This is a genomic window from Luteolibacter luteus, from assembly GCF_012913485.1.
Taxonomy (GTDB): domain Bacteria; phylum Verrucomicrobiota; class Verrucomicrobiia; order Verrucomicrobiales; family Akkermansiaceae; genus Haloferula; species Haloferula lutea.
The window spans coordinates 5,987,555-6,009,195 of sequence record NZ_CP051774.1 but is presented as its reverse complement, the minus strand read 5'-3'; the positions used below and the strand labels follow the sequence as shown (position 1 = coordinate 6,009,195).

At 61.6% G+C, this 21,641-nt stretch carries 20 protein-coding genes; 4 read left to right on the top strand and 16 right to left on the bottom strand.

Annotation, left to right across the window (positions count from 1 at the left end):
- The first annotated feature begins 133 nt into the window (after positions 1 to 133).
- On the top strand, positions 134 to 3,835 hold the full coding sequence (locus HHL09_RS24710; protein WP_169457330.1) for a hypothetical protein: 3,702 nt from the start codon (positions 134 to 136) through the stop codon (positions 3,833 to 3,835).
- Between the two features lie 94 nt (positions 3,836 to 3,929).
- Here the strand turns inward: HHL09_RS24710 and HHL09_RS24705 are convergent, their stop codons facing one another.
- From HHL09_RS24705 to HHL09_RS24685, 5 genes are all read right to left on the bottom strand, one after another.
- Positions 3,930 to 5,063 (bottom strand): alpha/beta hydrolase, encoded by a 1,134-nt coding sequence (locus tag HHL09_RS24705; RefSeq protein ID WP_205760934.1) that lies wholly within the window; start codon positions 5,061 to 5,063, stop codon positions 3,930 to 3,932.
- A 208-nt stretch (positions 5,064 to 5,271) separates the two neighbouring features.
- A complete protein-coding gene (gene pdxA / locus HHL09_RS24700) occupies positions 5,272 to 6,129 on the bottom strand; it encodes a 4-hydroxythreonine-4-phosphate dehydrogenase PdxA (protein ID WP_169457329.1) in 858 nt (285 codons plus the stop codon).
- 30 nt (positions 6,130 to 6,159) lie between these two features.
- Positions 6,160 to 7,218 (bottom strand): peptidylprolyl isomerase, encoded by a 1,059-nt coding sequence (locus HHL09_RS24695; RefSeq protein ID WP_169457328.1) that lies wholly within the window; start codon positions 7,216 to 7,218, stop codon positions 6,160 to 6,162.
- A 200-nt stretch (positions 7,219 to 7,418) separates the two neighbouring features.
- Positions 7,419 to 7,931: a hypothetical protein gene (locus HHL09_RS24690; RefSeq protein ID WP_169457327.1), complete on the bottom strand. Its 513-nt coding sequence runs from the start codon at positions 7,929 to 7,931 to the stop codon at positions 7,419 to 7,421.
- 121 nt (positions 7,932 to 8,052) lie between these two features.
- Complete coding sequence (locus HHL09_RS24685) at positions 8,053 to 8,364, bottom strand: YtxH domain-containing protein (RefSeq protein ID WP_169457326.1); 312 nt, start codon at positions 8,362 to 8,364, stop codon at positions 8,053 to 8,055.
- 124 nt (positions 8,365 to 8,488) lie between these two features.
- Between HHL09_RS24685 and HHL09_RS24680 the strand changes: the two genes are divergently transcribed.
- The 3 genes from HHL09_RS24680 (at position 8,489) to HHL09_RS24670 (ending at position 10,342) form a co-directional block, all read left to right on the top strand.
- Positions 8,489 to 8,662: a zinc ribbon domain-containing protein gene (locus tag HHL09_RS24680; RefSeq protein ID WP_169457325.1), complete on the top strand. Its 174-nt coding sequence runs from the start codon at positions 8,489 to 8,491 to the stop codon at positions 8,660 to 8,662.
- A gap of 31 nt (positions 8,663 to 8,693) precedes the next feature.
- Complete coding sequence (locus HHL09_RS24675; protein ID WP_169457324.1) at positions 8,694 to 9,698, top strand: glycosyltransferase; 1,005 nt, start codon at positions 8,694 to 8,696, stop codon at positions 9,696 to 9,698.
- 233 nt (positions 9,699 to 9,931) lie between these two features.
- Positions 9,932 to 10,342 carry a hypothetical protein gene (locus tag HHL09_RS24670; RefSeq protein WP_169453868.1) on the top strand — a complete coding sequence of 137 codons (411 nt, stop codon included), beginning with the start codon at positions 9,932 to 9,934 and terminating at the stop codon, positions 10,340 to 10,342.
- 164 nt (positions 10,343 to 10,506) lie between these two features.
- On the opposite strand, the gene HHL09_RS24665 is transcribed toward HHL09_RS24670, so the two are convergent.
- From HHL09_RS24665 to HHL09_RS24615, 11 genes are all read right to left on the bottom strand, one after another.
- On the bottom strand, positions 10,507 to 11,511 hold the full coding sequence (locus HHL09_RS24665; protein WP_169457323.1) for a BatD family protein: 1,005 nt from the start codon (positions 11,509 to 11,511) through the stop codon (positions 10,507 to 10,509).
- Complete coding sequence (locus HHL09_RS24660; RefSeq protein WP_169457322.1) at positions 11,508 to 12,149, bottom strand: tetratricopeptide repeat protein; 642 nt, start codon at positions 12,147 to 12,149, stop codon at positions 11,508 to 11,510. Before HHL09_RS24660 ends, HHL09_RS24665 begins: the two co-directional genes overlap by 4 nt.
- Positions 12,146 to 13,069, bottom strand: a complete 924-nt coding sequence (locus tag HHL09_RS24655; RefSeq protein ID WP_169457321.1) for a VWA domain-containing protein — start codon at positions 13,067 to 13,069, stop codon at positions 12,146 to 12,148. Before HHL09_RS24655 ends, HHL09_RS24660 begins: the two co-directional genes overlap by 4 nt.
- Complete coding sequence (locus HHL09_RS24650) at positions 13,066 to 14,085, bottom strand: vWA domain-containing protein (protein WP_169457320.1); 1,020 nt, start codon at positions 14,083 to 14,085, stop codon at positions 13,066 to 13,068. Before HHL09_RS24650 ends, HHL09_RS24655 begins: the two co-directional genes overlap by 4 nt.
- Entirely contained in the window at positions 14,082 to 14,546 is a 465-nt protein-coding gene (locus tag HHL09_RS24645) for a DUF4381 domain-containing protein (protein WP_169457319.1), read from the bottom strand. Before HHL09_RS24645 ends, HHL09_RS24650 begins: the two co-directional genes overlap by 4 nt.
- A gap of 42 nt (positions 14,547 to 14,588) precedes the next feature.
- A complete protein-coding gene (locus HHL09_RS24640) occupies positions 14,589 to 15,557 on the bottom strand; it encodes a DUF58 domain-containing protein (protein ID WP_169457318.1) in 969 nt (322 codons plus the stop codon).
- A gap of 95 nt (positions 15,558 to 15,652) precedes the next feature.
- Positions 15,653 to 16,621 (bottom strand): AAA family ATPase, encoded by a 969-nt coding sequence (locus tag HHL09_RS24635; protein WP_169457317.1) that lies wholly within the window; start codon positions 16,619 to 16,621, stop codon positions 15,653 to 15,655.
- Positions 16,622 to 16,640: 19 nt separating this feature from the next.
- Positions 16,641 to 18,104, bottom strand: coding sequence for a DUF1254 domain-containing protein (locus HHL09_RS24630; protein WP_169457316.1), 1,464 nt, complete (start codon positions 18,102 to 18,104; stop codon positions 16,641 to 16,643).
- Positions 18,105 to 18,122: 18 nt separating this feature from the next.
- Positions 18,123 to 19,538, bottom strand: coding sequence for a DUF1254 domain-containing protein (locus HHL09_RS24625; RefSeq protein WP_169457315.1), 1,416 nt, complete (start codon positions 19,536 to 19,538; stop codon positions 18,123 to 18,125).
- Between the two features lie 119 nt (positions 19,539 to 19,657).
- Complete coding sequence (locus tag HHL09_RS24620; protein ID WP_169457314.1) at positions 19,658 to 21,223, bottom strand: arylsulfatase; 1,566 nt, start codon at positions 21,221 to 21,223, stop codon at positions 19,658 to 19,660.
- Between the two features lie 17 nt (positions 21,224 to 21,240).
- Positions 21,241 to 21,621 (bottom strand): YidH family protein, encoded by a 381-nt coding sequence (locus HHL09_RS24615; RefSeq protein WP_169457313.1) that lies wholly within the window; start codon positions 21,619 to 21,621, stop codon positions 21,241 to 21,243.
- Between the last annotated feature and the right edge of the window lie 20 nt (positions 21,622 to 21,641).

Here is a 21,641-nt window from a genome sequence, read left to right as displayed (position 1 = left end):
TATCAGGCTTATCAGGTAAAGACGTACATACCTCGGGGAACTTAATGGCCTGTCTTCATCAAATCTTCCCAGTCCCTTCATTGACACAAATCCCCATTATCCCTTTTTTAGATATATCTCCTCCAAAATACCCATGATTCAAAACCCAGAAAACCGCCGTCGTGCCATTCTATTGGCCGGGCTATCCACCGTTGTCTTCACAGGCACCTGTCTTTATTTTTCACCACGCAAGGCAAGCGCGCCCCTACCCACCGCCACAGCCCAAACCAAGACCACCTTCGCCGGCCTCCCGCAGGGCGACGCGAGAGGAGAAGGACCGGCATCCGAGCTATCGGATGCCGAGCAAAAGGATCTCTGGGCTGCATTTGAAAATGTCCGCCGCGAAATCAACGCGCTGACACCAGAGGAAGCAGCCCTTCCCGACAACGAGGGCTTGTCCCATTTCTCCTATCTACCCTCCCAGGACCTCACCGCCCGCTACGGCAAGGAAGGCGTGACCTTCGCCCGCGGTCGCGATGCCGAAATGAAGGTCGGCTTCGAATACGATGATGGGGGAGCTCCCTCCGAGTTCACAGCCTCCGGCACGCGGGCAGAATTCCACCATGGAGATGGAGTCGTGGAATGGTTCGACAATGGTGCCGCCGGTATCGAGCACGGCTTCACCCTGTCCCAGCGCCCGGCATCCTCGGGCGCGGATACGATCGAACTTGAAGTCGCCCTTTCCGGCCTCGAAGCCCGTGGTACCGCTGATCCGGACGTTCTTGAACTCGGCCCCGAAGGAGGAGATTCCCAGCTCCGCTACTCCACCCTGAAAGCCTGGGACGCCGATGGCAGCCCGCTGCTTGCCCGCATGGAACCCACGGAAAAGGGCATCCGCTTCCACGTGGACGACCGCAGCGCCCGCTATCCCGTCACCATCGATCCGTTGATCACTACCATCGAGCAAAAGCTCTTGCCGCTGGTCACGGGTGCGGGAGACCCGAATGAGTATTTCGGAAGCTCCGTCGCGATCGATGGCGACACCGCGGTGATCGGTGCCCGCCTTGACGCCACCGCCGCCGGTTCCGCTACCGGCAGCGCCTATATCTTCAACTACGATGGCACCTCGTGGACCTTCGGCTCGGTGTTGGCCCCGTTCGCCGCGAACACGAACTCCCTGTTCGGCAGCGAGGTCGACATCGAGGGCGATACCGTCGTGGTCTCAGCCCCGGGATTCGGGACCAACAATCAGGGCGCGGTCTTCGTCTTTACCCGCTCCGGGGGCGCATGGTCACAGGAAGCACGGGTGCAGCCGGATGACTCCATGGCCAACCATCGCTTTGGAAGCCGGCTGAGCCTCAGCGGCGAAACCTTCCTCGCCAGCGTCGACACCCGGCCCCACGCTTGTTATTTCTTTAACCGGACCGGCACCACATGGTTGCAGCAGCAGCGCATCCAACCGACCGGAGACGAGATTTACAGTTTCGGCTACGCCCTCGCCCTCGAGGGGAACACGGCGATGATCGCGACCGAACGATACTTTCTCCCTTCCGGTGCCTTTGTTTACTTCCGCAGCGGCAACACGTGGTCTTTCTCATCCGTATTGGAGAATCCCGGAACGGCCAACCCTTCCGCCCCACCCTCCATCGCGCTGCAAGGGAACCGCGCCGTTCTCGGTTTCCAAGACGACCGTGTGAACGGAGTCGCTTCGGGCGCTGCCTACGTTTTCACCCGGAATCTCTCCGGAATATGGGGAAGCCCCGTGACCCTAACCCCATCACCGGTGATTCCCGGAGAGGGCTTTGGCAGACTGGTCCGGATGGACGGCGATACGATCGTGATCGGCCAACCGGGTGCTGATCTCAGCGGTGCGGTTAATACGGGTGCCATGGCGGTCTTCAGCTTCCAGAACAACACGTGGACCGAGGGACCCAAGCTGTTCCCGCATGTCCCTCAAGCAAGCCTCACATTCGGACAGACCTTCGCGATTGATGGCGGCCACATCATTGCCGGCACGCCAAACACGATCACCACCAGTGGCATCGTCTCCGGCAAAGCTGAAGCCTATACCCTGACCAACGGTGTCGGAACCTGGCAGTCCTACATTGATCCCGGGGATTCCTCCGCAGGAGAACACTTCGGGAAGGCAGTGGCGGTCGAGGATGACACGGCGGTAATCGGGGCTCCGGATGACTACACCCCCGTCTATTCCCAACGCGGCAGCGTCTATGTCCTGACCCGCGAAAGCGGCAATTGGAGCCGACAGGCCAAGCTGACCGTCAACGACATCGCATTCGGGCAATCCGTGGCCCTGAGTGGCGATACCCTCTTGGCCGGTGCCCTGCGTGGCAATGAGCTCGCCGGTCTCGGGAGCGGCGGACAGGCCTGGGCCTTTGTGCGCAATGGCACCAATTGGACCATGCAGGACTTGCTCCTTCCCGACGAGGGGGTCCCTGAGGACGACTTCTCCTTTAGCATGGCCATCGACGGTGATCGCGCGGTGATCGGATCTCCGGGCCGTGGCAGCCGTCACGGCAGCGCCTTCGTCTTCGAGCGCAGCGGAGGCCTGTGGTACCAACAGGCGAAGCTTGAGGAAAACCCGCGCCGGGCTTTGGCAAACTTTGGAAGTTCGGTGGACGTCGATGGCACCACGATTCTCATCGGTGCGCCCGAGGCGGGACTGCACCCGGGATGCGCCTATGTGTATAGCGGTAGCGGCACCTCTTGGACCCCGCAGACCAGGCTCGATGGCGATGGCGATTTCCGCTTCGGAGCCTCTGTCTCCCTGAGTGGCAATCTCGCGATCGTGGGTGCTCCGGAAAGCAATGCCGCGCACATCTTTGCCGGCAGCGGCGATGCGTGGACCCGCATGGTCCGCCTGACGCCTGACGATGCCACGCTGAAGGACTTCGGCCAAGCAGTGTCGATCGATGGCTATGCGGCGCTGGTGGGGGCCAATGAGATCAATCCGGCACAGCAATCCGCCGGGGAAGCATTCCTCTTCGCCCGTGACCATGCGGTGTGGAGCTTGCAAGGCCGCCTTGATGGTGGTGCCACGGTCAGCGGGGCCCGCGCTCTCGATCTGAGCGGCGACCTTGCGATCATCGGCTCCTCCGACGAAGGGGTGCTGAATCCCTTCAACGGACTCACCACCGCAGAGACCGGTGCGGCGCGCATCTACCGCATCACCGGGGAACTGGTAAATTCCCCGGAAGCGCGATTGATCGCCGCCTTTGACGAGGATGACAACGGATCCTTGTCCCCGGCCGAGTGGCGCAATCTCTATGTCACGCCTCCGGCGGAGGCAAAGGAGAAGCTCTTCGCCAAGGCAGACACGGATGCCAATGGCCAGGTGAGCATCACCGAGCTAAGCGCTGCCGGCACTGCCAAAGCTACCGCCAAGGTCGTGGGCCGCTGGATCAGCCGCGCCGGCGTCTTCAGCGAGGTTGATGCCAATGACAACGGCGAGATCACCCGGACAGAAATCATCGCAATGTGGCCGCCCGCCACTCCGGCGAAGACCATTGATGCCTTTTGGAGTCGCGCGAAGGCTGGCAGTGGCCTCGACCTGGTAGCGTGGGTGAAGACGAAAACCCTTCCGAGCTTCCCCACCTACACAAATGCCAAGGCAACCCGTGCCAAGCGTCTTGCCGCAGCGGAAACCATCGATGCCGATGACAACGGCATCGTTACCCGCACCGAATTCGCGGTGCTGCTGGGCACGACCAAGGAAAAGGCAATCGATACCGCGTGGAAGGCTGCTACCGCCACACCGAAGGACGGCGTTGCTCCGGCCTCCATCACGATCGCCCAATTCGTCGAATCCCCGAAACTCCCCGCTCTTCCCAATCCCTGATGGGTCTCCCCCGAAACCTGCAGTAACGCAAAAAAGGCGCCCGGGTCTCTCCACCCGGGCGTCGTTTTTTCTCATAAGCATTCCATTTTTTTCCTCACTCCCCGCTGCCTGACTTCAGGGCTTCATTCAGCCTTCCCGCAGCGAAGTCCACAGCCTCCTTCGCCTTATCGACCACGGCTCCCATGCCGAAAAACTCATGGGTCACGCCTTGGTAGTTCTTGAGTTCCACTTTCACGCCATCCGCCTTCAACTTCGCGGCAAGCATTTCCCCGTCTGAGCGGAGCGGATCGATGTCCGCGGTGATGATGGTTGTCGTCGGCAGGCCTGCGAGCGTCTTTGCTCCAAGCAAGTTGATCTCGTGATTCTCGCGGTCGACGGGATTCGCCAAGGTCTGATCGAAAAACCACTTCATCATTTCCGCGTTCAGCGGCTTCGCCATGGCGTGTTCCTTGTAGGAAGGACTATCCATCGAAGTGGTCGCCACCGGATAGACCAATACCTGGTGCAGGGGCATCTGCATTTCCTTGTCCTGAGCCATGATCGAGACCGCCGCGGCCATATTACCGCCCGCGCTCTCACCCACAAGTGCCACCCGCTTGGTATCCCCACCCCATTTACCCGCATTCTGCAGGGTCCAGGCATAGGCGCCGAAGCAATCCTGATGAGCGGAAGGAAACTTGTGCTCGGGAGCGTGGCGATAGTCCGTGGAAATCACCACGGCATTCACGGCATTTGCCAAGGCCCGGGGCGTGGCATCGTAGGTATCCAGATCCGCGATGACCCAGCCTCCCCCGTGGATGTAAAGGATCACGGGAAACGGCCCGTCTCCCTCAGGCTTGTAAACGCGGGCATCGACGTCGCCGGTGCCGAGCTTGATCTTGATGTCATCGACCTTCGCGACTTTCTCGGGCCCCTTTTTCCCCTGATCGCTCATCACCTCCTTCACCGCATCGGCCGGACTCGGCTGCTTGCGGGCATCCTCCGGGGAAAGTTCGGTAATCGGCTTGCCCCCGAGGCCGGCCAGCTTGTCGAGGACTGTCTGCATTTGAGCATCAGGCTTGGCGGTGGTCGCTGGTTCCGGCGTGGTCGGGCCGTCTGCCACTTCGCCGCCTTTCAGCGGCGCTTCGCCCACGGCGGGCTCAGGACCATCTGCGGCGAGAACAGGAAACACCCCGGCGAGAATCAACGGAGCGACGGATTGGAGGATGCATGCTGATGAAGTTTTCATGGCGAGAAGGAATCTGCCGGAAGACCGGACTTCCTCCTCCTTGGCTGCAACCGTGCCAATCCTGCGGTGCCTTGCCCCGTGTAAGGTTTCCCTCGGCAGAACCGGATGTTCTTTCGCTTGGCGCGTGCGCCAAACGCTACCGAGGTGCAGATTGCCACGGTATCCTCGCAAGCCGGAATGGGCGGGCCTGACCTCGCCAAGTTAGCTCTTACGCCAACTCGCAGGCCAAGCGGATCGCATGGATCATCGAATCCGGGCGCGCGATGCCCTTCCCCGCGATACCGAACGCGGTCCCGTGATCCGGGCTCGTGCGGGGTTTCGGCAGTCCCAAGGTGACATTCACGCCGGTATCGAAATCGAGCAGCTTGAGCGGGATCAGGCCCTGATCATGATACATCGCCAGCACGGCATCGAACTCGCCACCAGCCGCTTCCCGGAAGACGACGTCGGGCACGTGTGGCCCCGAGAAGACCCCGGGGAACTCACGGTTCAGTTCCTCGATCGCCGGGCGAATCACCCGGATTTCCTCGTCCCCGAGGCGCCCTTCTTCCCCTGCATGGGGATTCAGGCCTACTACGGCGATCCGTGGACTACGACGATGTCGGCGCTTGGCAAAGCCCTCCAACAGCTTGCCAGCCCGCACGATCGCCTGCTTCGAAAGAGCGTTTGGAACACTTGCTAGGGGAATATGGATCGTCGCGAGCCCAACACTCAAGGTTCGACCGCTTAAACACATGGCAAAATCCTCGACGCCAAAGTGATACGCAAAAAATTCCGTCTGCCCCGGGAACGGAAACCCACTGGCTTGGAGGGTCGCTTTCGAGACAGGGGCGGTTACCACCGCTACTGCATCGTCATCGTTCTTTAGGAGGCGGACCGCCTCATTCAACGCTTCAAGCGCTTGTTGTGCAGAGCGTTCGTCCGGTCGCCCCGGTATGCAACCCGCCGTGTCTCCCAAGACCTCAAACTCGAAGCCGACGGGCAGCTGGCCGGAGGCAAGAGCCTTTGACACAACCTCGGGGCCGATCCCTGCGGGATCCCCCTGGGTAATCAGGATTCTCGGCATTCTCGGATGATGAAAAGACAGCGGAATGCCTCAGATCTTCCGGACGACCACCGCCGTCTTGCGCTTGTCCTGCATCCACTTTTCGTAGGCCACGGCGCTCTTCTTCCGGCGCACACGTCCATCGATCTGCTCTTTCACCTCGCTGAGGGATGGAGCCGGACCAGGCGAAATGCCGACGATCTTCACGATGGTGAATCCTGCCGGGTCCTCGAGAGGTCCCACCAGATCACCCACCTTGTTCTTGAAAAGAATGGCCGCGAACTCCGGGGCCAAATCGGTGCGTGGCAAATCCTTCTGGAAACCACCATCGGCGGCAAAGGCATCGCGGGAGTGCTTCTTGGCTAGTTCCGCAATGTCGGCACCGTTGTTGATCTCCACGACCAATTGCTCGGCGAGCGCGAGCTGGGACTCCGGTGTAGCCAGCGGGTTGTCGGCGTCCTGGCGGGGAAGGAAGATCTTGTTGAAGGTGATCTTGTCCTTGGAGATGTCGCGGATGGTATCCTTGATCTCGTTGTATTCCTTCTGGATCTCGCTCGGGATCGGCGGCGGGGCCTCGGAGGCCTTCTCGGCGCGCATAGCCTCCACGATCAACTGCTGCTTGGTCATCTCGCGATAAGCGATGCGGCTCATGCGGGCCTTCTTCAGCTCCTCTTGGAAAAGATCCTCGCTGTTGTTGTAGTTCTCGCGGATCTGGCGGTTGATTTCGCGATCGACGGCGCGTTCCGGCAGGCTCGCACCCTTCTTCTCGAGCTCCTTGAACTCGGAGAGAATAATCTCACGGTCAATGAGTTCCTGCAAAATCTTGTCGCGGGCCTCAAGCACCTGACGCTCGAACTCGGCACCGCGGCGCGGGAACTGGGTGGCCAGAATCGCATAGTCCCGAGCCAGCAGGAAGTTCAGCTTGCTCTTGGTGATCGTTCGGCCATTCACCACCGCGGCGATCGCATTCACCTCGAAGGCACCGCCGGGAGGCTGGAACTGCGGCTGGGCAGGAGGAGCTGCGGGAGGTGCCGGAGCGGGAGCAGGCTCTTGCGCGGAACTGAGGCCGGTGGCGGCGAGCAGCGCGAGCCAGACGAATCGGGAATTCATGGGCGGTTGGTGTCGAGGCGGACGGTGTGACTCTTCCCCGTAGGTCGGGGATTGGCAAGCGGCGAAAGAGAATGTGGAGAGGGGCGCTGGATCACGAAGCCGCCCAAGGCGACGGGAGATCCCGGCGTCGCCATTTAGCGGCGTGAAGGGAGGGATTTGTGTAACGGGTGGACGCGAGGCGCGTCCCGGAGCGCGCGCCGTCACTCATCGACAGGCATCAGGATGAGGTCGCTTCCCTCCGCTTTCGGCCTCAGTTCCAAGCGATCCTCGCTCCAGACGATCTCCATGCCATTGTCACCGGCCACGAGCTCAAGGAGTTCCCATGCGGAGACCTCCGCGGCCCGGAAATCGTGGCCGCTGTAGCAGATGTCCCTCCCGATCGCTTCTTCAAGCGTCATCCCGGGCGGGACGGCCCTGCGCAGCACGATCCGGAGATTCAAATCAGGGGCAAGCTCCCGGACCTTGAATTCGACGTAGTCAACGGCTTCCCCGGCCGAGGTGGATTCAAAGACTACATCGCGAAGGGTCACCTGCTCCAAACTCTCCCGGGCTTTCCTCAATTCCGGAGACTCCAAACTCTCCTTACCCGCAGCCTTTTCCACCGTCGCGGGAGGGGCGGCGGCCGCCCAAGGCGATTCCCGGCAGCCGGTGATTAACAGTAACAGGGCTGCATGGCGCAGCACCCGGTGGCGGAAACGGAAACTCATCATCACGGTTTCTCTTAAAGCAGCCTCCGTGCGGTAATCAATCTCCCCTTCCCCTTTGAAAAAACGCCGGCGGCACCTTGCAGCGCCGCCGGAGTGGAGATCGGGTGAAAAAGCGAACAGCAGGGAATTATTCCTCGCGGAGCTTGTCGGCCGCATTGTCCAGAGCGTCTGCCGCTCCTTTCTTCGCATCTTCCGCCGCTCCCGCGGCTTTGTCTTTCATATCCTCGGCGGCAGCCTTGGTCTTGTCGGCAGCGTCCTTCATCGCCTTTTCGGCGTCTTCCATGCCGGACTTCACCTTGGCAGAGGCGTCGTCGGCTGCTGCCTTGGCTTCCACCTTGGCCTTTTCGACCTTGGCTTCGGCGTTCGCTTTGTCGGCCTCGTTACAGGACACGAAGGCAAAAGGAAGTGCGGTCAGAACCAGAAGTTGATGCAATTTCATGGCGATTTCGTTCGGTTGGTTGGTGCGGCAGTCGGTTTTTGACTCCTGCCGCAATAAGACGGTCTAACACGAAATCCATTCAGGTCAAACTGGCGATTTCCACAGGACCGTTCATGCTCTCTCCATGGAGACCGCGGTAGTGCAGTGCCCGACCTGTTTTGAGACCTTCGAAGTGGCGATGCCCTCGCCGGACGAGTTGCCGACGGAGTATGATTACGACTGCGAAATCTGCTGTCGGCCGATGGTGATCATCTTCGACGAAGAGGGCGGCGCTTTTGCACGCGGCCTGGGAGACTAGTTTCTGACTCAGAGACGGAATAGCTCTGTCCATGCCCCGGATTTCCATCGTCATGCCCTACCGGAACGCGGCGAAAACGCTGCCGGCGGCGCTTGCGAGCGTAAAGGAGCAGACCTTCACGGACTGGGAATTGCTGGCGGTGGATGATCGTTCCAATGACGACTCGGCGGAGATTGTCAGAAACTTCGCCGCGTCGGATCCGCGGGTGAAGTGTTTCACGAATGATTCGGGAGGAGGCGTGGTCGGGGCCTCAGAAACGGCAAGCCGGGCGGCATCTGCCGAATGGCTGGCACGCATGGATTCCGATGACATCAGCCATCCACAGCGCCTGGAGTGGCAATGGCAGATGACCCTCGATCATCCGGAGCTGGATGTCATCGGAGGTCAGGTGGAAATCCTTTCCCCGCTGGGCGATGGCATGGCGAAGCACGTCGAATGGGTGAACTCTCTCCGGGATCCGCGCTCGATCGCAAACGCGCGTTTCATCGAAAATCCCCTTGTCCATCCCAGCTCGCTGATGAGGAAGTCCGCCATCCGTGCCGTGGGCGGCTACCGCGAGGTGCCTTGGGCCGAGGATCACGATCTCTGGTTGCGACTTCTGGAAGCGGGCGCGGTCTTCGGCAAGGCGGAGCAGAGCCTGCTACAGTGGCGGGATTCCGCCACGCGCCTGACGCGAAACGATCCGCGCTATGGTGATGTCTTCCGCCACAAGATGCGCGCCCATTTCCTCGCCCGCCTTGCCCCGGTGAAGGAACGCGGCGTGGTTATCGGTGGGGCCGGGCCGATCGGAAAAACCATTGCCCAAGAACTTCTACTCCGGGGCATCCCTGTGAAGGGCTTCTACGAAGTCCACCCCCGCCGGATCGGCGAGAAGATCCACGGTGCGAAAGTCGAAAGCCTGGAGAAATTCGGAGAGCTCTGGCGAGATGCCGTGCTGCTTTCTGCCGTTGGCGTCCCCGGTGGAAGAGAGCAGGTCATGGAACTCGCCACCGCAGGGGGCTACGAAGAAGGCGAGGACTTCTGGTGTCTCTGTTAGCGTGCCCGTCTCCGAGCGGAGCGATCAAAGTGATCGTGGGTCTTCACCCTCGACGTCGGGAAGATTGATCATTGAGGTCCCGAAAACACCTGTTCACCCGAATACTACATGAAGACGTAATATGCGGAGGACCAAATTTAATATTTTATCCACGTCGTGCGCCGCCCCCAGGGCCAGCCACTCGCTCCCGTCCCACAGGAGCGAAACACACCCCAAATACGACACACACCCACATGAAACTGACACGTACTTCGAAGCGCGCGAGCGGCATGACCCTTCTGGAACTCACCGTGGTCATCCTCGTCTTGCTCTCTCTTATCTCCATTCTCTTCGTCGGCGCCCGCGCCTGGAAGAAAGGTTCCGATCGCTCGGCCAACATCATGAACATCCGCAACGTGCAGCAAGCTGTGCGTGCGCACCAGAACATGAACGGCCTCTCCGAAGGCAACCCGCTTGAAGATACCATCATCTTCGGCAACGGCACCACCGAAGGCTACCTCAAGGAGCCCATCCCGCCGTCGACCGACATCGCTGGCGCCTACACCTACCTGGGCACCGTGCCGGCCATCGGTATCCTCTACATCACCAACGCGACCGGCAACGCCGACTACGCTCCGGCCACCACCACCTACGCCGATTGGTGATCACATCTCTTTCGGCCTGACCTGCTGAAAAGCGTCAGGTTGGAGATTGCTCATAGTAAATCTCTCTCCCGTGCCCTCGGGAGGGAGATTTTCTTTTTGGGGAGATCAGAAGTCCAAGCCCTGAATCGGGGAAGACCTTCGCGGCAGGGAATTCAGGCTCCTCGTTACCTTTCCTCTGCGGGATTCAGTTCCGCCAGCCTTGTGGGCAGGAACCAACTCCACACCCTTCTGCCCCATTTCCGAACTCCCCACGCGAGCAAAACCGCACCGGCCAAGCCCAGGGCCAGCACCTTCCAGTCCTCCTTCATCCATCTGCGGAACTTCTCGCCCATGGTGGGCTGCGGCACCGGTGGGGCGATGACATCGATCACCCGGGCAGGAAAATCCACCCGCTTCATTTCCTCGGCCACCGGATCCCACCAACGGAGATGCCGTGCCGGAATGGTAACGATCCCTCCCGCCTTGCAAACATAGGTCACGGTATCCGTCCGCTGGCCCAGCAGATCGCCGCGGTCCGACTTGTCCTCCACCAAGGGGTCGGCGGGATAAATCCCCAGCCCGGCGATCGGGTCCTCCTTGAAGGGGGGAAAGGCCATGCCCGGGACATCGCTGGCGGTCCAAACCAAGGTCCGCACGAAGGCGGCGCCGGTCTTCTCATTCTTCCCCGGTTCCGGTTTCCAAGTCTCCTCGACCTTCAAATCGGCAGAGGTAATGACCCACTCCCCCAGCTTCACTCCCGGGACGGCTTTGGTTTCGAGGGTGAGCGGCTGTGTCGCCACCTCCTGAGTTACGGAATCGTGATCCAATGCCTGGCGCTTGATGGCGAAGCGGACCTTGAAGGCGGGCACCTCGGTCTTTCCCGCGGTGTAGGCGAATACCTCCAGCTCGTGCCGCTGCACGGTGTAGTTCACGCCATCGATAACCTTGCTGTCCAGAACCGGGGAGCCGACGGGAGGAAGGACCAAGGCGTGCGGGATCTTCGGCAGATCGAAGACCGCGGCCCCGTCGAAGTAGCCGGGAGCGTAAAGCTCCACTGCCAGCAGGGCTTTCTGCCCGGCCCAGATCTCTCCCTTCGTCACCCAGCCCGTCTGCACCCGCGATGGCGGGTCGGCAGCGCGGGATGGAACTACGATGGATATCGTAATGAGAAAAGGAATGATCGCTTTCATGGCGGCGGTGCTGCGGTTCCGGATTGCACCTGATCCTGCCAGGCGAACTTCGCCTTCAGGAACTGACCGGGGGTCGTCTTCACCCGGCGCAGCCAGCTTTCCTGCAGGCCGGTGTCCTTCTGGCCTTCCATCGGTTTCTTGTCCTCGTCCTTGTCCTCGCCCCCCTTGTTATCCATCACGATCTTGTCGGGATCGTAGGCCTCGGTGGCTTCGTCCTCCTTGTCCTTGTCGGAGACCGACATCGCATCACGGCGGGCGATGGCGAGCTGCTTGTTGTCCAAGGCGGGTTGCCAGCCCGGCCTGAAGCCGAGGGCCTTGTCATAGGCGGCGATGGCGGTGTCGTATTGCCCGTGCATCAGCCAGGCATTGCCAGTGTTGTAGGCCCCCGTCGCTCCGGGGACGCGGGCAAAGGCCTTGGCAGCGGCCTCGTAGGCACCATCGCGATACTGGGCGATACCGATGCGCAAGGGATCCGTGTAGGTCTTCGCCGCCTGGGCGTAGCGGTGCCGGTGCATCAGCAGGTCCCCCCTTTCATCCGGGCTGGTCCAGAAGTCCTCATCCAGGGTGGTGCCCGCCACCAGCAGCAGCGGCACCACGATGCCGCCGAGGATGATCGCGATATTCCGCCGTCTTTTCATAAGCGTGCCGCAATGGTTGGCATCCAGCCCTTCCGGAAGAAGGGCAGCAGCATCAGCGCCAGCAGGGGCAGCAGCGCGTAGCCGCTCTCCTTCCAGCGGGCATCCTCATTTCCCGGAGCCGGCGCCGAGAACTTCGCAGCACGCTCCAGCACCGCGATGTCCGAGTCATCCGCGGAAAGCATGACCACCTGCGCTTCCATCGTGTCCGCAGCATCGCGCAGCGCCTTGAGTTCCGGAGATTCGCCCAGAGGTGCCAGCAGCTTGACGGGGGTATGCGAGGACTTCCGCCACTTCGCCAGCTCCGCGGCTTGTTCGGGGGCGATGCCATCGGTGATCCACAGGATGGATCCGCCGCCCGCACCCGCCAGAACGGTGTCCGCCAGCTTCAGCGCCTCCGCGGCGGAGTCACCCTCCTGCGGCATAATCCCGGGCTCCAGCGGGGCGGCGAAGATATCAATAATACCCGCATCACTGGTCGCGGGCATCACCACGTGAGCACTGCCCGCATAGGCAATGAGTGCGGACTTGGCCGCGCCGCGGCGAGAGAGGAGATCGTGCACCTTTTGCACCGAGCGGGCCATGCGGTTCGGTGGGAGGTCCTCGGTCTGCATCGAGGGGCTCACCTTGACCACCACGGCGAGGGCTGCCACGTCGTCCGCGAAGAGCGAGGGCTCCCGCTTCCATGCCGGACCCGCAAGTACGAGAATCGCCGAGATCCATCCGGCGAGCAACAGGCGCAGCGGCCATCGGGTCGTCAGTTGCCCGCCCTTCGTCACCAGATAGGGCACCAGATGCTCCGCAACGATGCCCCGCCATGGCAGGGCCCCATCCGTCCGCTGCCGGATCCCCCACGCCAGCAACAGGGCTGGCAGCAAGGCCAGCAGCCACCAGGGCCGCAGGAAATGAAAGTCAGCGATCACGCCGGCACCTCCTTTCCTTTCGCCACCGCAGCCACTTGCTTCGGCTTGCGAAAGCTGGCGGCGAGCAGCACCGCATGATAGAGGAATGCCGCCACCAGCGCGATGCCGACGGGCCAGTAGTAGACATCGCGCCGCGGACGATGGCTCACCGAGGCCGCGGTGCGGGTCTCGAGGGCATCCAGTTTCTTGTAGATCTCCTCCAGTTGCTTGCGGTCGGCGGCGGCGGCATAGATCCCGCCGGTCTCGTGTGCCACCGCTTGCAGCGTGGGCACATCCAGTGCCTGCTCGCCCGCGGCCCGAGGATCCCCGACGGAGACCGTGTGGACCACGATCCCCTTCCCTTTTGCGATCTCCGCGGCCTTGGCCGGAGGGACCTGGCTGGAGGTGTCATTGCCGTCCGTGAGGGCGATCAGCACGCGGTCCTTCATGTCGCTGCGGTCGAACATGGTGATCGCCAAGCCGATGGCATCGCCAAAGGCGGTCTGGGGACCGGCCATCTTTACCTGGGCTTCGGAGAGCAACTGGCGGCATACCGGCAGGTCCTCGGTGAAAGGTGCCTGCACGAAGGGCGCGGTGCCAAAGAAGATCAGGCCGACACGATCGCCTTGACGATTGGCGAGAAAGTCATCGAGCACTTGCTTCACCGCGGTGAGCCGCTGGACCGGCTTCCCGCTGGCATCGGTGAAGTCCTGCGTTTCCATCGATCCCGAGAGATCGACTGCCAACAAGAGATCGCGCATCGGCACCTGCTTAGAAACCGGCGGTTCCAGCCACTGCGGACGGGCGAGTGCGAGCACCACGCAGGCCCATCCCAGCGGCAGGATGATGCGGCGGCCCCAGACGCCCTGCAGCACCGTGGCCCCTTCACCCGCGCTGCGGCCGGTGATCCTTTCCAAACGCTCGAGAAAGGGAACCTGAAGGGCCGGCCGGGGCTCGCGATGTGCCGGCCAGAAGAACCTCACCAGCAGCGGAAGCGGCAGCAGCAGGAGCAGCCATGGATAGGCGAGCGTGATCATGATTCCTCCCCCTCCTCCTTCCGTTCGTGCTTCACGATCCACTCCTTCACCGCGCGGCGGAGTGCCTTGTCGTCGGACTTGGCCGCGGGATCGAAGGCGACATTCTCCAGCGGTTTTCCGGCACCCGCGACGAATAGATTCATCCCACCGGTGCGATCCAGAAAGCGGAGCCATGCGGGTCCCGTGAGATCCGCAACCTCCTCCCGCGGCCAGGCAGAGAGAGCGACGCGCTTCACCAGTGCGGAGAGCCCGGCGACCGGAGTGTCCTGCAGCATGGCCAAGGCCTCGCGCCGGTAGCGGTTCTTTTGCCAGCGGATGAAGGACTTCAGCAACCAGCCAAGCACGAGCGCCGCAATGAACCCGAGAAGGATCCACCAGCCCGGTGCCAGCGGCCACCATGGTGCAGGTGGCGGCACCACGAGGTCATGCAGCCGGTCGAGGCTGGTCGGGTCTTCATTCATGTCATTCGGTGCCGGGGTGCATTTGCTAGACCGGTGGCCGTTTCATTTCCTGATCCGCGCTCCGAGGAGCTTCCGGACTTGCGGGGCGACTTCCTCGTCGGTGCGGATCGGGAGAATGGGGACCTGGCGCTGGATGAGATAGTGGCGCGCGGCTTCCAGGCGATCACGGTAGTCGCGGCGGAATTCTTCGCGGAGCTTGGCGTCGGAGGTATCGGCTTCGAGTTGCATGGCGCCGCCGGCGAAGACCTTCGACCCGGCATCCGGGAGTTCGATTTCCAAGGGGTCATTCACCAGTGCGACGGCGACGTCATTGTGCGCGGCGATGCGGCTGAGGCTGGCCTGGGTTTCCTGATCCGAGCCGTTGCCATCGCTGATAAGGAGGACGAGGGCATCGTGAGGGACGAGGCGCTCGGCGCGATGGAGGACTTCATTCAAGATGCCGGGGCCGGGGACGATGCCGCGGTCGATGGCAAGCGTTTCATTGCGATCAATGACGGCCTGGAGGATGCGCATCACGTGATTCCGGCTGGAGCCGCCAGGGAGGACAGTGAAATCGGTATCTCCGAAGACGATGGCGAGGACGCGGTCCTTTGCCGCGATGACACGCCATGCGGCGAGGGCGGCGATCTCGGCGGCGGTGACGGATTTGAAATTGCGGCGGCTGCCGAAAAACATGCCGAGCCGTTGATCGACGAGGAGCAGGACATCGCGGCCGCGCTCCTCGGTGTAAACGCGGATGTGGGGCTTCTTCGTGCGGGCGGTGACCTTCCAATCCATCTGGCGGATGTCATCGCCGGGGAGGTAGCGGCGGATCTCCTCGAAGTTCAGGCCGCGGCCGCGGAGACGCGAGGCGTGCCGGCCGGAGAGGACGGAGGTGACCGGTTGCCTAGGGAGTAGGCTGATGCCATTCGCGCGGTAGCGGAGACGGATGAGCTCGCCAAGATCCGCGTAGACACCCGGGGCCTTGAGCGGCACGGGTGTCTTTGCGGCGGGGAGAATGGCTTCGTTCATGGGTCAAGGGGCGGGATGAAATTGAAGGGACTGTTCCGGACAAGTGGGGGCGCCTGTCCCTACCCTTGGAGCCGGGCTATCCAAGAGCTCCTTCTTCAGGGCACGGCGACTTTCTTCATGAGGGCGTCCAGCAGCTCATCGTTGCTTCTACCCTCCGCGCTCGCGTCGTAGCTCGGAATGATCCGGTGCCGCAGGCAATCCGCAGCCACCGCTTGCACGTCCTCTGGAATCACGTGGTCGCGTCCTTGCAACCACGCTCGCGCACGTGATGCCCGATCGAGCGCGAGTGTGCCGCGCGGGCTAGCGCCCACGTGAATCCAGCGGCCGAGATCCTTGTCATATCGTCCCGCATTCCGCGTCGCCGAAATGATGGCCACGAAATACCGGTCGACCGCGTCAGTGGTCGCCACGGCCGCGACCTCCTTGCGCGCATCAAAAACTACCGACTGAGGAATCGGTGCCTCATCTCTCTTCATTCCGCCCGAAGCCTCCTCGCCCCGCACCAGCTTCAGCACCTTCAGCTCGTCCTCATCCGCTGGTTGCTTAATGAAAATGTGCATGAGAAAGCGGTCCATCTGAGCTTCGGGCAAGGGGTAGGTTCCCTCCTGCTCGATGGGATTCTGCGTCGCCAGCACCATGAAAAGCTCCGGCAGCTTGTGGGTGGTCCCGGCGACCGTGACCTGCCGCTCTTCCATAGCCTCCAACAAGGCCGCCTGAACCTTCGCCGGCGAACGATTGATTTCATCCGCGAGCACCAGGTTCCCGAAGATCGGCCCCTCTTGAAACTTGAACTGCCCCTTCCCGCCTTCCTCGAAGTAGATCTCCGAGCCCGTGACATCCGCGGGCAGGAGATCTGGAGTGAACTGGATGCGGCTGAACTGGCTCTCCAAATGCATCGCCAGCGTCTTGATCGCCCGGGTCTTCGCGAGACCGGGCAAACCTTCCATCAAGACATTGCCATTCGTCAGCAGCGCGATGATGAGACGCTCGATCACCTGCTCCTGGCCGATGATCGAAGTGGCGATGCGTTGCTTGAGATCGAGGATCTGGTCGCGGGTATTCATATCATTGAAAAGTCGGCGGCTATTCAATCCACTTCACTGCCGGTGGAGTCCACGAACCTTCGGTAACCGATGGCTTCGGCCAGTAGGCGCGTATATAGAGGGAGAAGTCGCCCTTCGGGGCAGGCAGCCAGTTCGCACGCTGCTCCGGGTCCTGGGGTTCCTCGGCTTGGACGTAGATCGTCAGGGAGCCGTCGGCGGCAAATTTCAGGTCCTTGTTCTTGGTGCCGACGGAGAATCGGTTGATCGCATTGGCGATAAAGAAATGGTGCTCGTTGTAGATAGACAGCGACCAAAAGCCATGCACCGGCGGAGTGCCATCCTTCGGAAAGGTAACCGTATAGCGTTTGGCGCTGTTCAGCCGGATTCCGCTCCCATCCAGATCCTGATAGAAGTACTTGGTCTCGTTGGGTGAGTTGACGAGGATGTTCGACTTCGCGACCGCGGTGCGGGTGAAGTAGTCGGTGCCGAAGGCGGATTCATTCGAGATCGTGCTCCAGTGGTGGGGCAACTGTTGGCCGTAGTTTCGGAACTGGAAAAGCGGCTTCACCAGAAGCTCCTCCGCCTCCTGAGCACCGGCTATAAAGGCCGCCTTGAGCTTCGGGTCAGCTTTGAGGACTTCCAGCACGGCCAGCACCTGTGCGTAGCGTGCCTCCTCGCCGGGCAAGGGTGGCGCATCGGCGAGCACAATCGGCAGCTGGTCGGCGAACTTGTCGGGGAAGACCCACTTCGACTCCTCATCTCCGGCTGGCGGCGCCGGAAGCTGGGGGATCTTCGTCCAGTCCTTGATCTTCATCGTCCCATCGTAGTCCGCGAGGGGGTACATCATGACGCCCGCCAAGGGCGTCTGGATGGCCCGCTTGTCTTCTGGCGTGTCATCCTGGAAAATGCGCGGGCCCGCGAGACCGGTGTTGGTGGAGGATCGAAACACCTTGGTGATGCCCTTCGGGACTTCACCCTGCCAATCCGGTCCGACGAGGAGATAGAACCCCGGCTTCGTCCCATACATGGCACCGAGCTGCACGAAGCTGTCGGTGCGCAGGTCGACGATCTGGTAAACCCAGAAGCGAGTACCGAAGTCCGGCACTTGCACCACGACCGGCGAGGTTTCGAGAGCCAGCAAACCCAAACCATAAACCACGTCCTGATTGGGACACGCGATCGCCCGTTCCGTCGGGTCGAGATAATCAGTCATCATGGTGAGATGATTGAGCGGCGCCGCGATGAGGGGCCCAGTCCTGACTGATTCCTTGACCGGCACGGAGACGAGGCGGCGATTGTACATGTTTACCATCGGCCAGGCCCAGAAGTAAGCGTCGCGACCGACGAGCTTCGCATACTCCTCGGTGATCTTGACGCGCGCGTCCGGCCCCTTGGGCAGAGCACGGTTCCAGCTTGGTGAAGGCCCAATCGGCTCTTGCGCCGGCAAGGCCATGCCCCCTCCCAGCGCGACCAGGCCCAAGGTGATGAGAAATGAGGGTTTCATATCGGTAGGCTCAGCTTGTCATTTCACTTCCTCCACGCCCGGCAGCTTCCACTTCTGCTCGAACAACTCCTTCTTCGGTCCATAGAGCCGGAACAGCAGCTCGAAGCGCCTCCCCGGATCGGTCGGAACCCAATTGGACTCCTTGCCTGCAGGCGCGGCCGGGCCGAAGTAGACGTCCGTCGAGCCGTCGGCGTTCTTCTGCACCGCGGTGTCATTCGAAGCCAAGCTCGGGCGGTCCACGCCGCGGATCAGCGCGTGGGTTTCGCGGTCATAGGCGGTGACCGACCAATACTGTTCCACCGGTGCCTCCGCGGGCACCTTCAGGCGGTAGGTCTTGCTGCCCTCCAGCGCCTTGTTCGAGGCGTCGCTGATGTTGATGAGGTAGAACTGTCCGCCGCCGAAGACCTTCGGGCTGAAGTAGGCCATGTGATACATCACCGCGCGGCCATCGAGTCCGTATTCGTTCGGGTTGGAGAACATGTTCCCAAGCCCTCCCCTCGTTTCCGGAGGAACGGGAACTCCCCAACTCGTCCCTTCGAAGAAGGCAGGTGAGAAGCCGGTCTCATACTTCAGCGCGATCACCTGGCGGGCTTCCTTTGCGGCATCGGCGAGGATCGCTTTTGTCTTCGCGTCCGGCTTGAAGGACTTGCCCTTCTCGATACCGATCGTCTTCAGCGAGTCGATCATCGCCTTGTCGCGGGTCAGCCATGGCTCCGCCTGCACGAAGCGATCGAGCAGCTCGTAGAAGCTCGCGTCATAGGGGATCGTCGCGTCGAAGGCCTTGCCATAGGCATCGACGAAGACCGTCGATGCCGGATCACCGCCGAGGCGATAGACCTTCACGCGCTTGCCGTGCTCGACCGCGGACTTGATGTCCGCCTCGCTGCGGCTCTTGAAATTCGAGCGCAGGATGACGAAGCCGCGATAGGTCTCGGTGGGCAGCACGAAGTAACCCTCCGGCACTTCCTCTTTGTAACCCGGTGGCGTGAGCAGATACTTGCCGCCTTTCCCTTTGTCCGTACCTGCCGGGCCCACATCCGCGAGCGCGTTCTGCCACGCGACATCGAAGCTACCCACGATCACGTGATCATCATCAGCGGGCGGGATCTCCACCACCACCGGGCCGTCCGTCGTGTCGTAAAAGGGATTGAGGTAGATTGTGTCCGGATTCGGAGTGAGCGTCTGGTTCGCCGCATTCACCGGCTTCGACCAGTAGACGACCTGATTCAACTTCGCGCCGTTGGCGATGGCTGCTTCCAGCATCCGCTCGTAGTTCACCGCCGGAATGCCCCAGATGACCGCCTCGACCGCGCGACGCTGGATGGAGCGCTCGATGAGTTCCTGCGGAGTGGATTCCTGAGCTCGCGATTGATCGCAAAGGGCCGTCAACGCCAGTTGCAGGGCTAGTGCTGCCGAGATGGATTTGTATTTCATAGCGGAAGTTGGCTTGTGCTCATTCGAGCGAATGACGCTCATCCCCTCCTCCTCGCTCCCCGAACCCCAATTGGAATCGAGGTTGAGGGACCAGAGCGAGGAGGACATCTCTTCGTGGGTCACTTGCCTTTGTTCCCCGCTTCGAGCTTCTCGATGACCTGATCGATCGAGAACGACGCGGGCTTCTGTCGCGGCGGGAATTCCTTGTACGACTGGAGATATTGCCCCACCTTCGCCGCCGATGGCAGCAGCAGGAAGGCATGGGTCACCATGAAGTTATCGTAGTAAGCCGATCCATCAATCGCATATTCATAAGGATCGCTGTTCAGATCGATGATCTGCGGGGTGCGCAGCGAGGTGAGCGGATCGATCCAAACCTGCACACCGATCGAGCGCTGCACCTGGTAGATGTATTTGAAGCGCTCATCCCGGTAAGCGACGAGGTCGCCGTCATCGCTGAAGTAGAAGAACTCGTCGCGCGCGCTCTTCTCGCTCTTGCCGGTGAGGTAATCGAGCTGGTTGAAGCCATCCAGATGCACCTTGAAGTTCTTGCCGTTCGCGCTGACGCCCTTCTTCGCACTTTCGCGCAAGTTCGGATCGCCACCGGCGGCGGCGACCAGAGTCACCAGCCAGTCTTCCGCGCTGAAGAGACCGGTGAAATTCGTGCCCGGCTTGATCTTACCGGGCCAGCGGATCAGGGCCGGCACGCGGAATGCGCCCTCCCAGTTCGTGTCCTTTTCGGAGCGGAAGGGTGACGCGCCGCCATCCGGCCACATGCTCTTCATCGCCCCGTTATCCGTGGTGTAGACGACGATCGTATCGTTCGCGATGCCAAGGTCATCGAGTTGCTTCAGCAACTCACCCACCATGCCATCATGCTCCACCATGCCATCGCCCTGGGTGCCGGAATTCGTCTTCCCGACGGAGGCGGGCTTCAGGTGGGTGTAGATGTGCATGCGGGTGGAATTGTACCAGCAGAAGAAGGGCTTGCCCGCCTTGTGGCTGCGGTCGATGAAGTCCTTCGCGCCGGCGAGGAACTCCTCATCGACGGTCTCCATGCGCTTCTTCGTCAGCGGGCCGGTGTCTTCGATCTTGCCGTCCGCGGTGCACTTCAGCACGCCGCGCGGGCCGAACTTCTTCTTGAACTCGGGGTCCTTCGGATAGTCCGGATTCTCGGGCTCTTCCTCCGCATTCAGGTGGTAGAGATTGCCAAAGAACTCATCGAATCCATGCGCTGTCGGCAGGAATTCATCGCGATCCCCGAGGTGGTTCTTGCCGAATTGGCCGGTCATGTAGCCGAGCGGCTTCAGGAACTCCGCGATGGTCGGATCTTCCTTCTGCAAGCCCACGGTCGCCCCCGGAAGGCCGACTTTCGTCAGGCCGGTGCGGAAGGGCGATTGCCCGAGGATGAAGGCCGCGCGGCCGGCGGTGCAGCTCTGCTGGCCATAGTAGGTGACGAGCACTCCGCCCTCGTTCCCGATGCGGTCGATATTCGGCGTGGTGAAGCCCATCAGCCCGCGGCTGTAGGCACTGACGTTCGATTGACCGATATCGTCCCCGAAGATGACGAGGATGTTCGGCTTCTTCTCCTGGGCACCGGAAAGCGCCGTGAAGGCCGCCCCGAAGGCGAGCGCGAGAACCGGAAGAATGCTCCTGTCGGGATGGATCGATGGTTTTGCTTTCATGCGATTGTAAGTGAAATTCAAAGGTGGGTGGTGAGCGCCAGGACGGTCAGCATGACACCGGTGAGGACCAGCAGACCGGTCACACCGAGCACCGCAGTGTTAAAAGGCAGCCAGGCACCGCCCGGCGAAAGAGGTAGCGCGCGAGTGGCCCGCACATAGCCGGCCGCGGCCAGCAGCAGGATGATCGTGGAGCCACTGACCAGCACTAGGCCAGTGACATGACTCCCCTTTACCCACGCGTGGTGAGTCAGAAGGCGCGCGGCGTGCAGGGCCTCCGTCACCTTGTCAATGGCGATGCCAGCGGTGATGAATGTGAAGCCGGTGCGGACCCATGCGAGCTGCGTGCGGTCCAGCGCCAGCCGGGTATTCAACACAGCCAGATCCGTGGCGGAACTCATGGAGACGGGAGCGCTCATCG

Bases quoted from the DNA above. Each gene is read 5' to 3' on its own strand.
- HHL09_RS24710 (WP_169457330.1), top strand. From the start codon at position 134: ATGATTCAAAACCCAGAAAACCGCCGTCGTGCCATTCTATTGGCCGGG.
- HHL09_RS24705 (WP_205760934.1), bottom strand. From the start codon at position 5,063: ATGAAAACTTCATCAGCATGCATCCTCCAATCCGTCGCTCCGTTGATT.
- pdxA (WP_169457329.1), bottom strand. From the start codon at position 6,129: ATGCCGAGAATCCTGATTACCCAGGGGGATCCCGCAGGGATCGGCCCC.
- HHL09_RS24695 (WP_169457328.1), bottom strand. From the start codon at position 7,218: ATGAATTCCCGATTCGTCTGGCTCGCGCTGCTCGCCGCCACCGGCCTC.
- HHL09_RS24685 (WP_169457326.1), bottom strand. From the start codon at position 8,364: ATGAAATTGCATCAACTTCTGGTTCTGACCGCACTTCCTTTTGCCTTC.
- HHL09_RS24680 (WP_169457325.1), top strand. From the start codon at position 8,489: ATGGAGACCGCGGTAGTGCAGTGCCCGACCTGTTTTGAGACCTTCGAA.
- HHL09_RS24675 (WP_169457324.1), top strand. From the start codon at position 8,694: ATGCCCCGGATTTCCATCGTCATGCCCTACCGGAACGCGGCGAAAACG.
- HHL09_RS24670 (WP_169453868.1), top strand. From the start codon at position 9,932: ATGAAACTGACACGTACTTCGAAGCGCGCGAGCGGCATGACCCTTCTG.
- HHL09_RS24665 (WP_169457323.1), bottom strand. From the start codon at position 11,511: ATGAAAGCGATCATTCCTTTTCTCATTACGATATCCATCGTAGTTCCA.
- HHL09_RS24660 (WP_169457322.1), bottom strand. From the start codon at position 12,149: ATGAAAAGACGGCGGAATATCGCGATCATCCTCGGCGGCATCGTGGTG.
- HHL09_RS24650 (WP_169457320.1), bottom strand. From the start codon at position 14,085: ATGATCACGCTCGCCTATCCATGGCTGCTCCTGCTGCTGCCGCTTCCG.
- HHL09_RS24645 (WP_169457319.1), bottom strand. From the start codon at position 14,546: ATGAATGAAGACCCGACCAGCCTCGACCGGCTGCATGACCTCGTGGTG.
- HHL09_RS24640 (WP_169457318.1), bottom strand. From the start codon at position 15,557: ATGAACGAAGCCATTCTCCCCGCCGCAAAGACACCCGTGCCGCTCAAG.
- HHL09_RS24635 (WP_169457317.1), bottom strand. From the start codon at position 16,621: ATGAATACCCGCGACCAGATCCTCGATCTCAAGCAACGCATCGCCACT.
- HHL09_RS24630 (WP_169457316.1), bottom strand. From the start codon at position 18,104: ATGAAACCCTCATTTCTCATCACCTTGGGCCTGGTCGCGCTGGGAGGG.
- HHL09_RS24625 (WP_169457315.1), bottom strand. From the start codon at position 19,538: ATGAAATACAAATCCATCTCGGCAGCACTAGCCCTGCAACTGGCGTTG.
- HHL09_RS24620 (WP_169457314.1), bottom strand. From the start codon at position 21,223: ATGAAAGCAAAACCATCGATCCATCCCGACAGGAGCATTCTTCCGGTT.
- HHL09_RS24615 (WP_169457313.1), bottom strand. From the start codon at position 21,621: ATGAGTTCCGCCACGGATCTGGCTGTGTTGAATACCCGGCTGGCGCTG.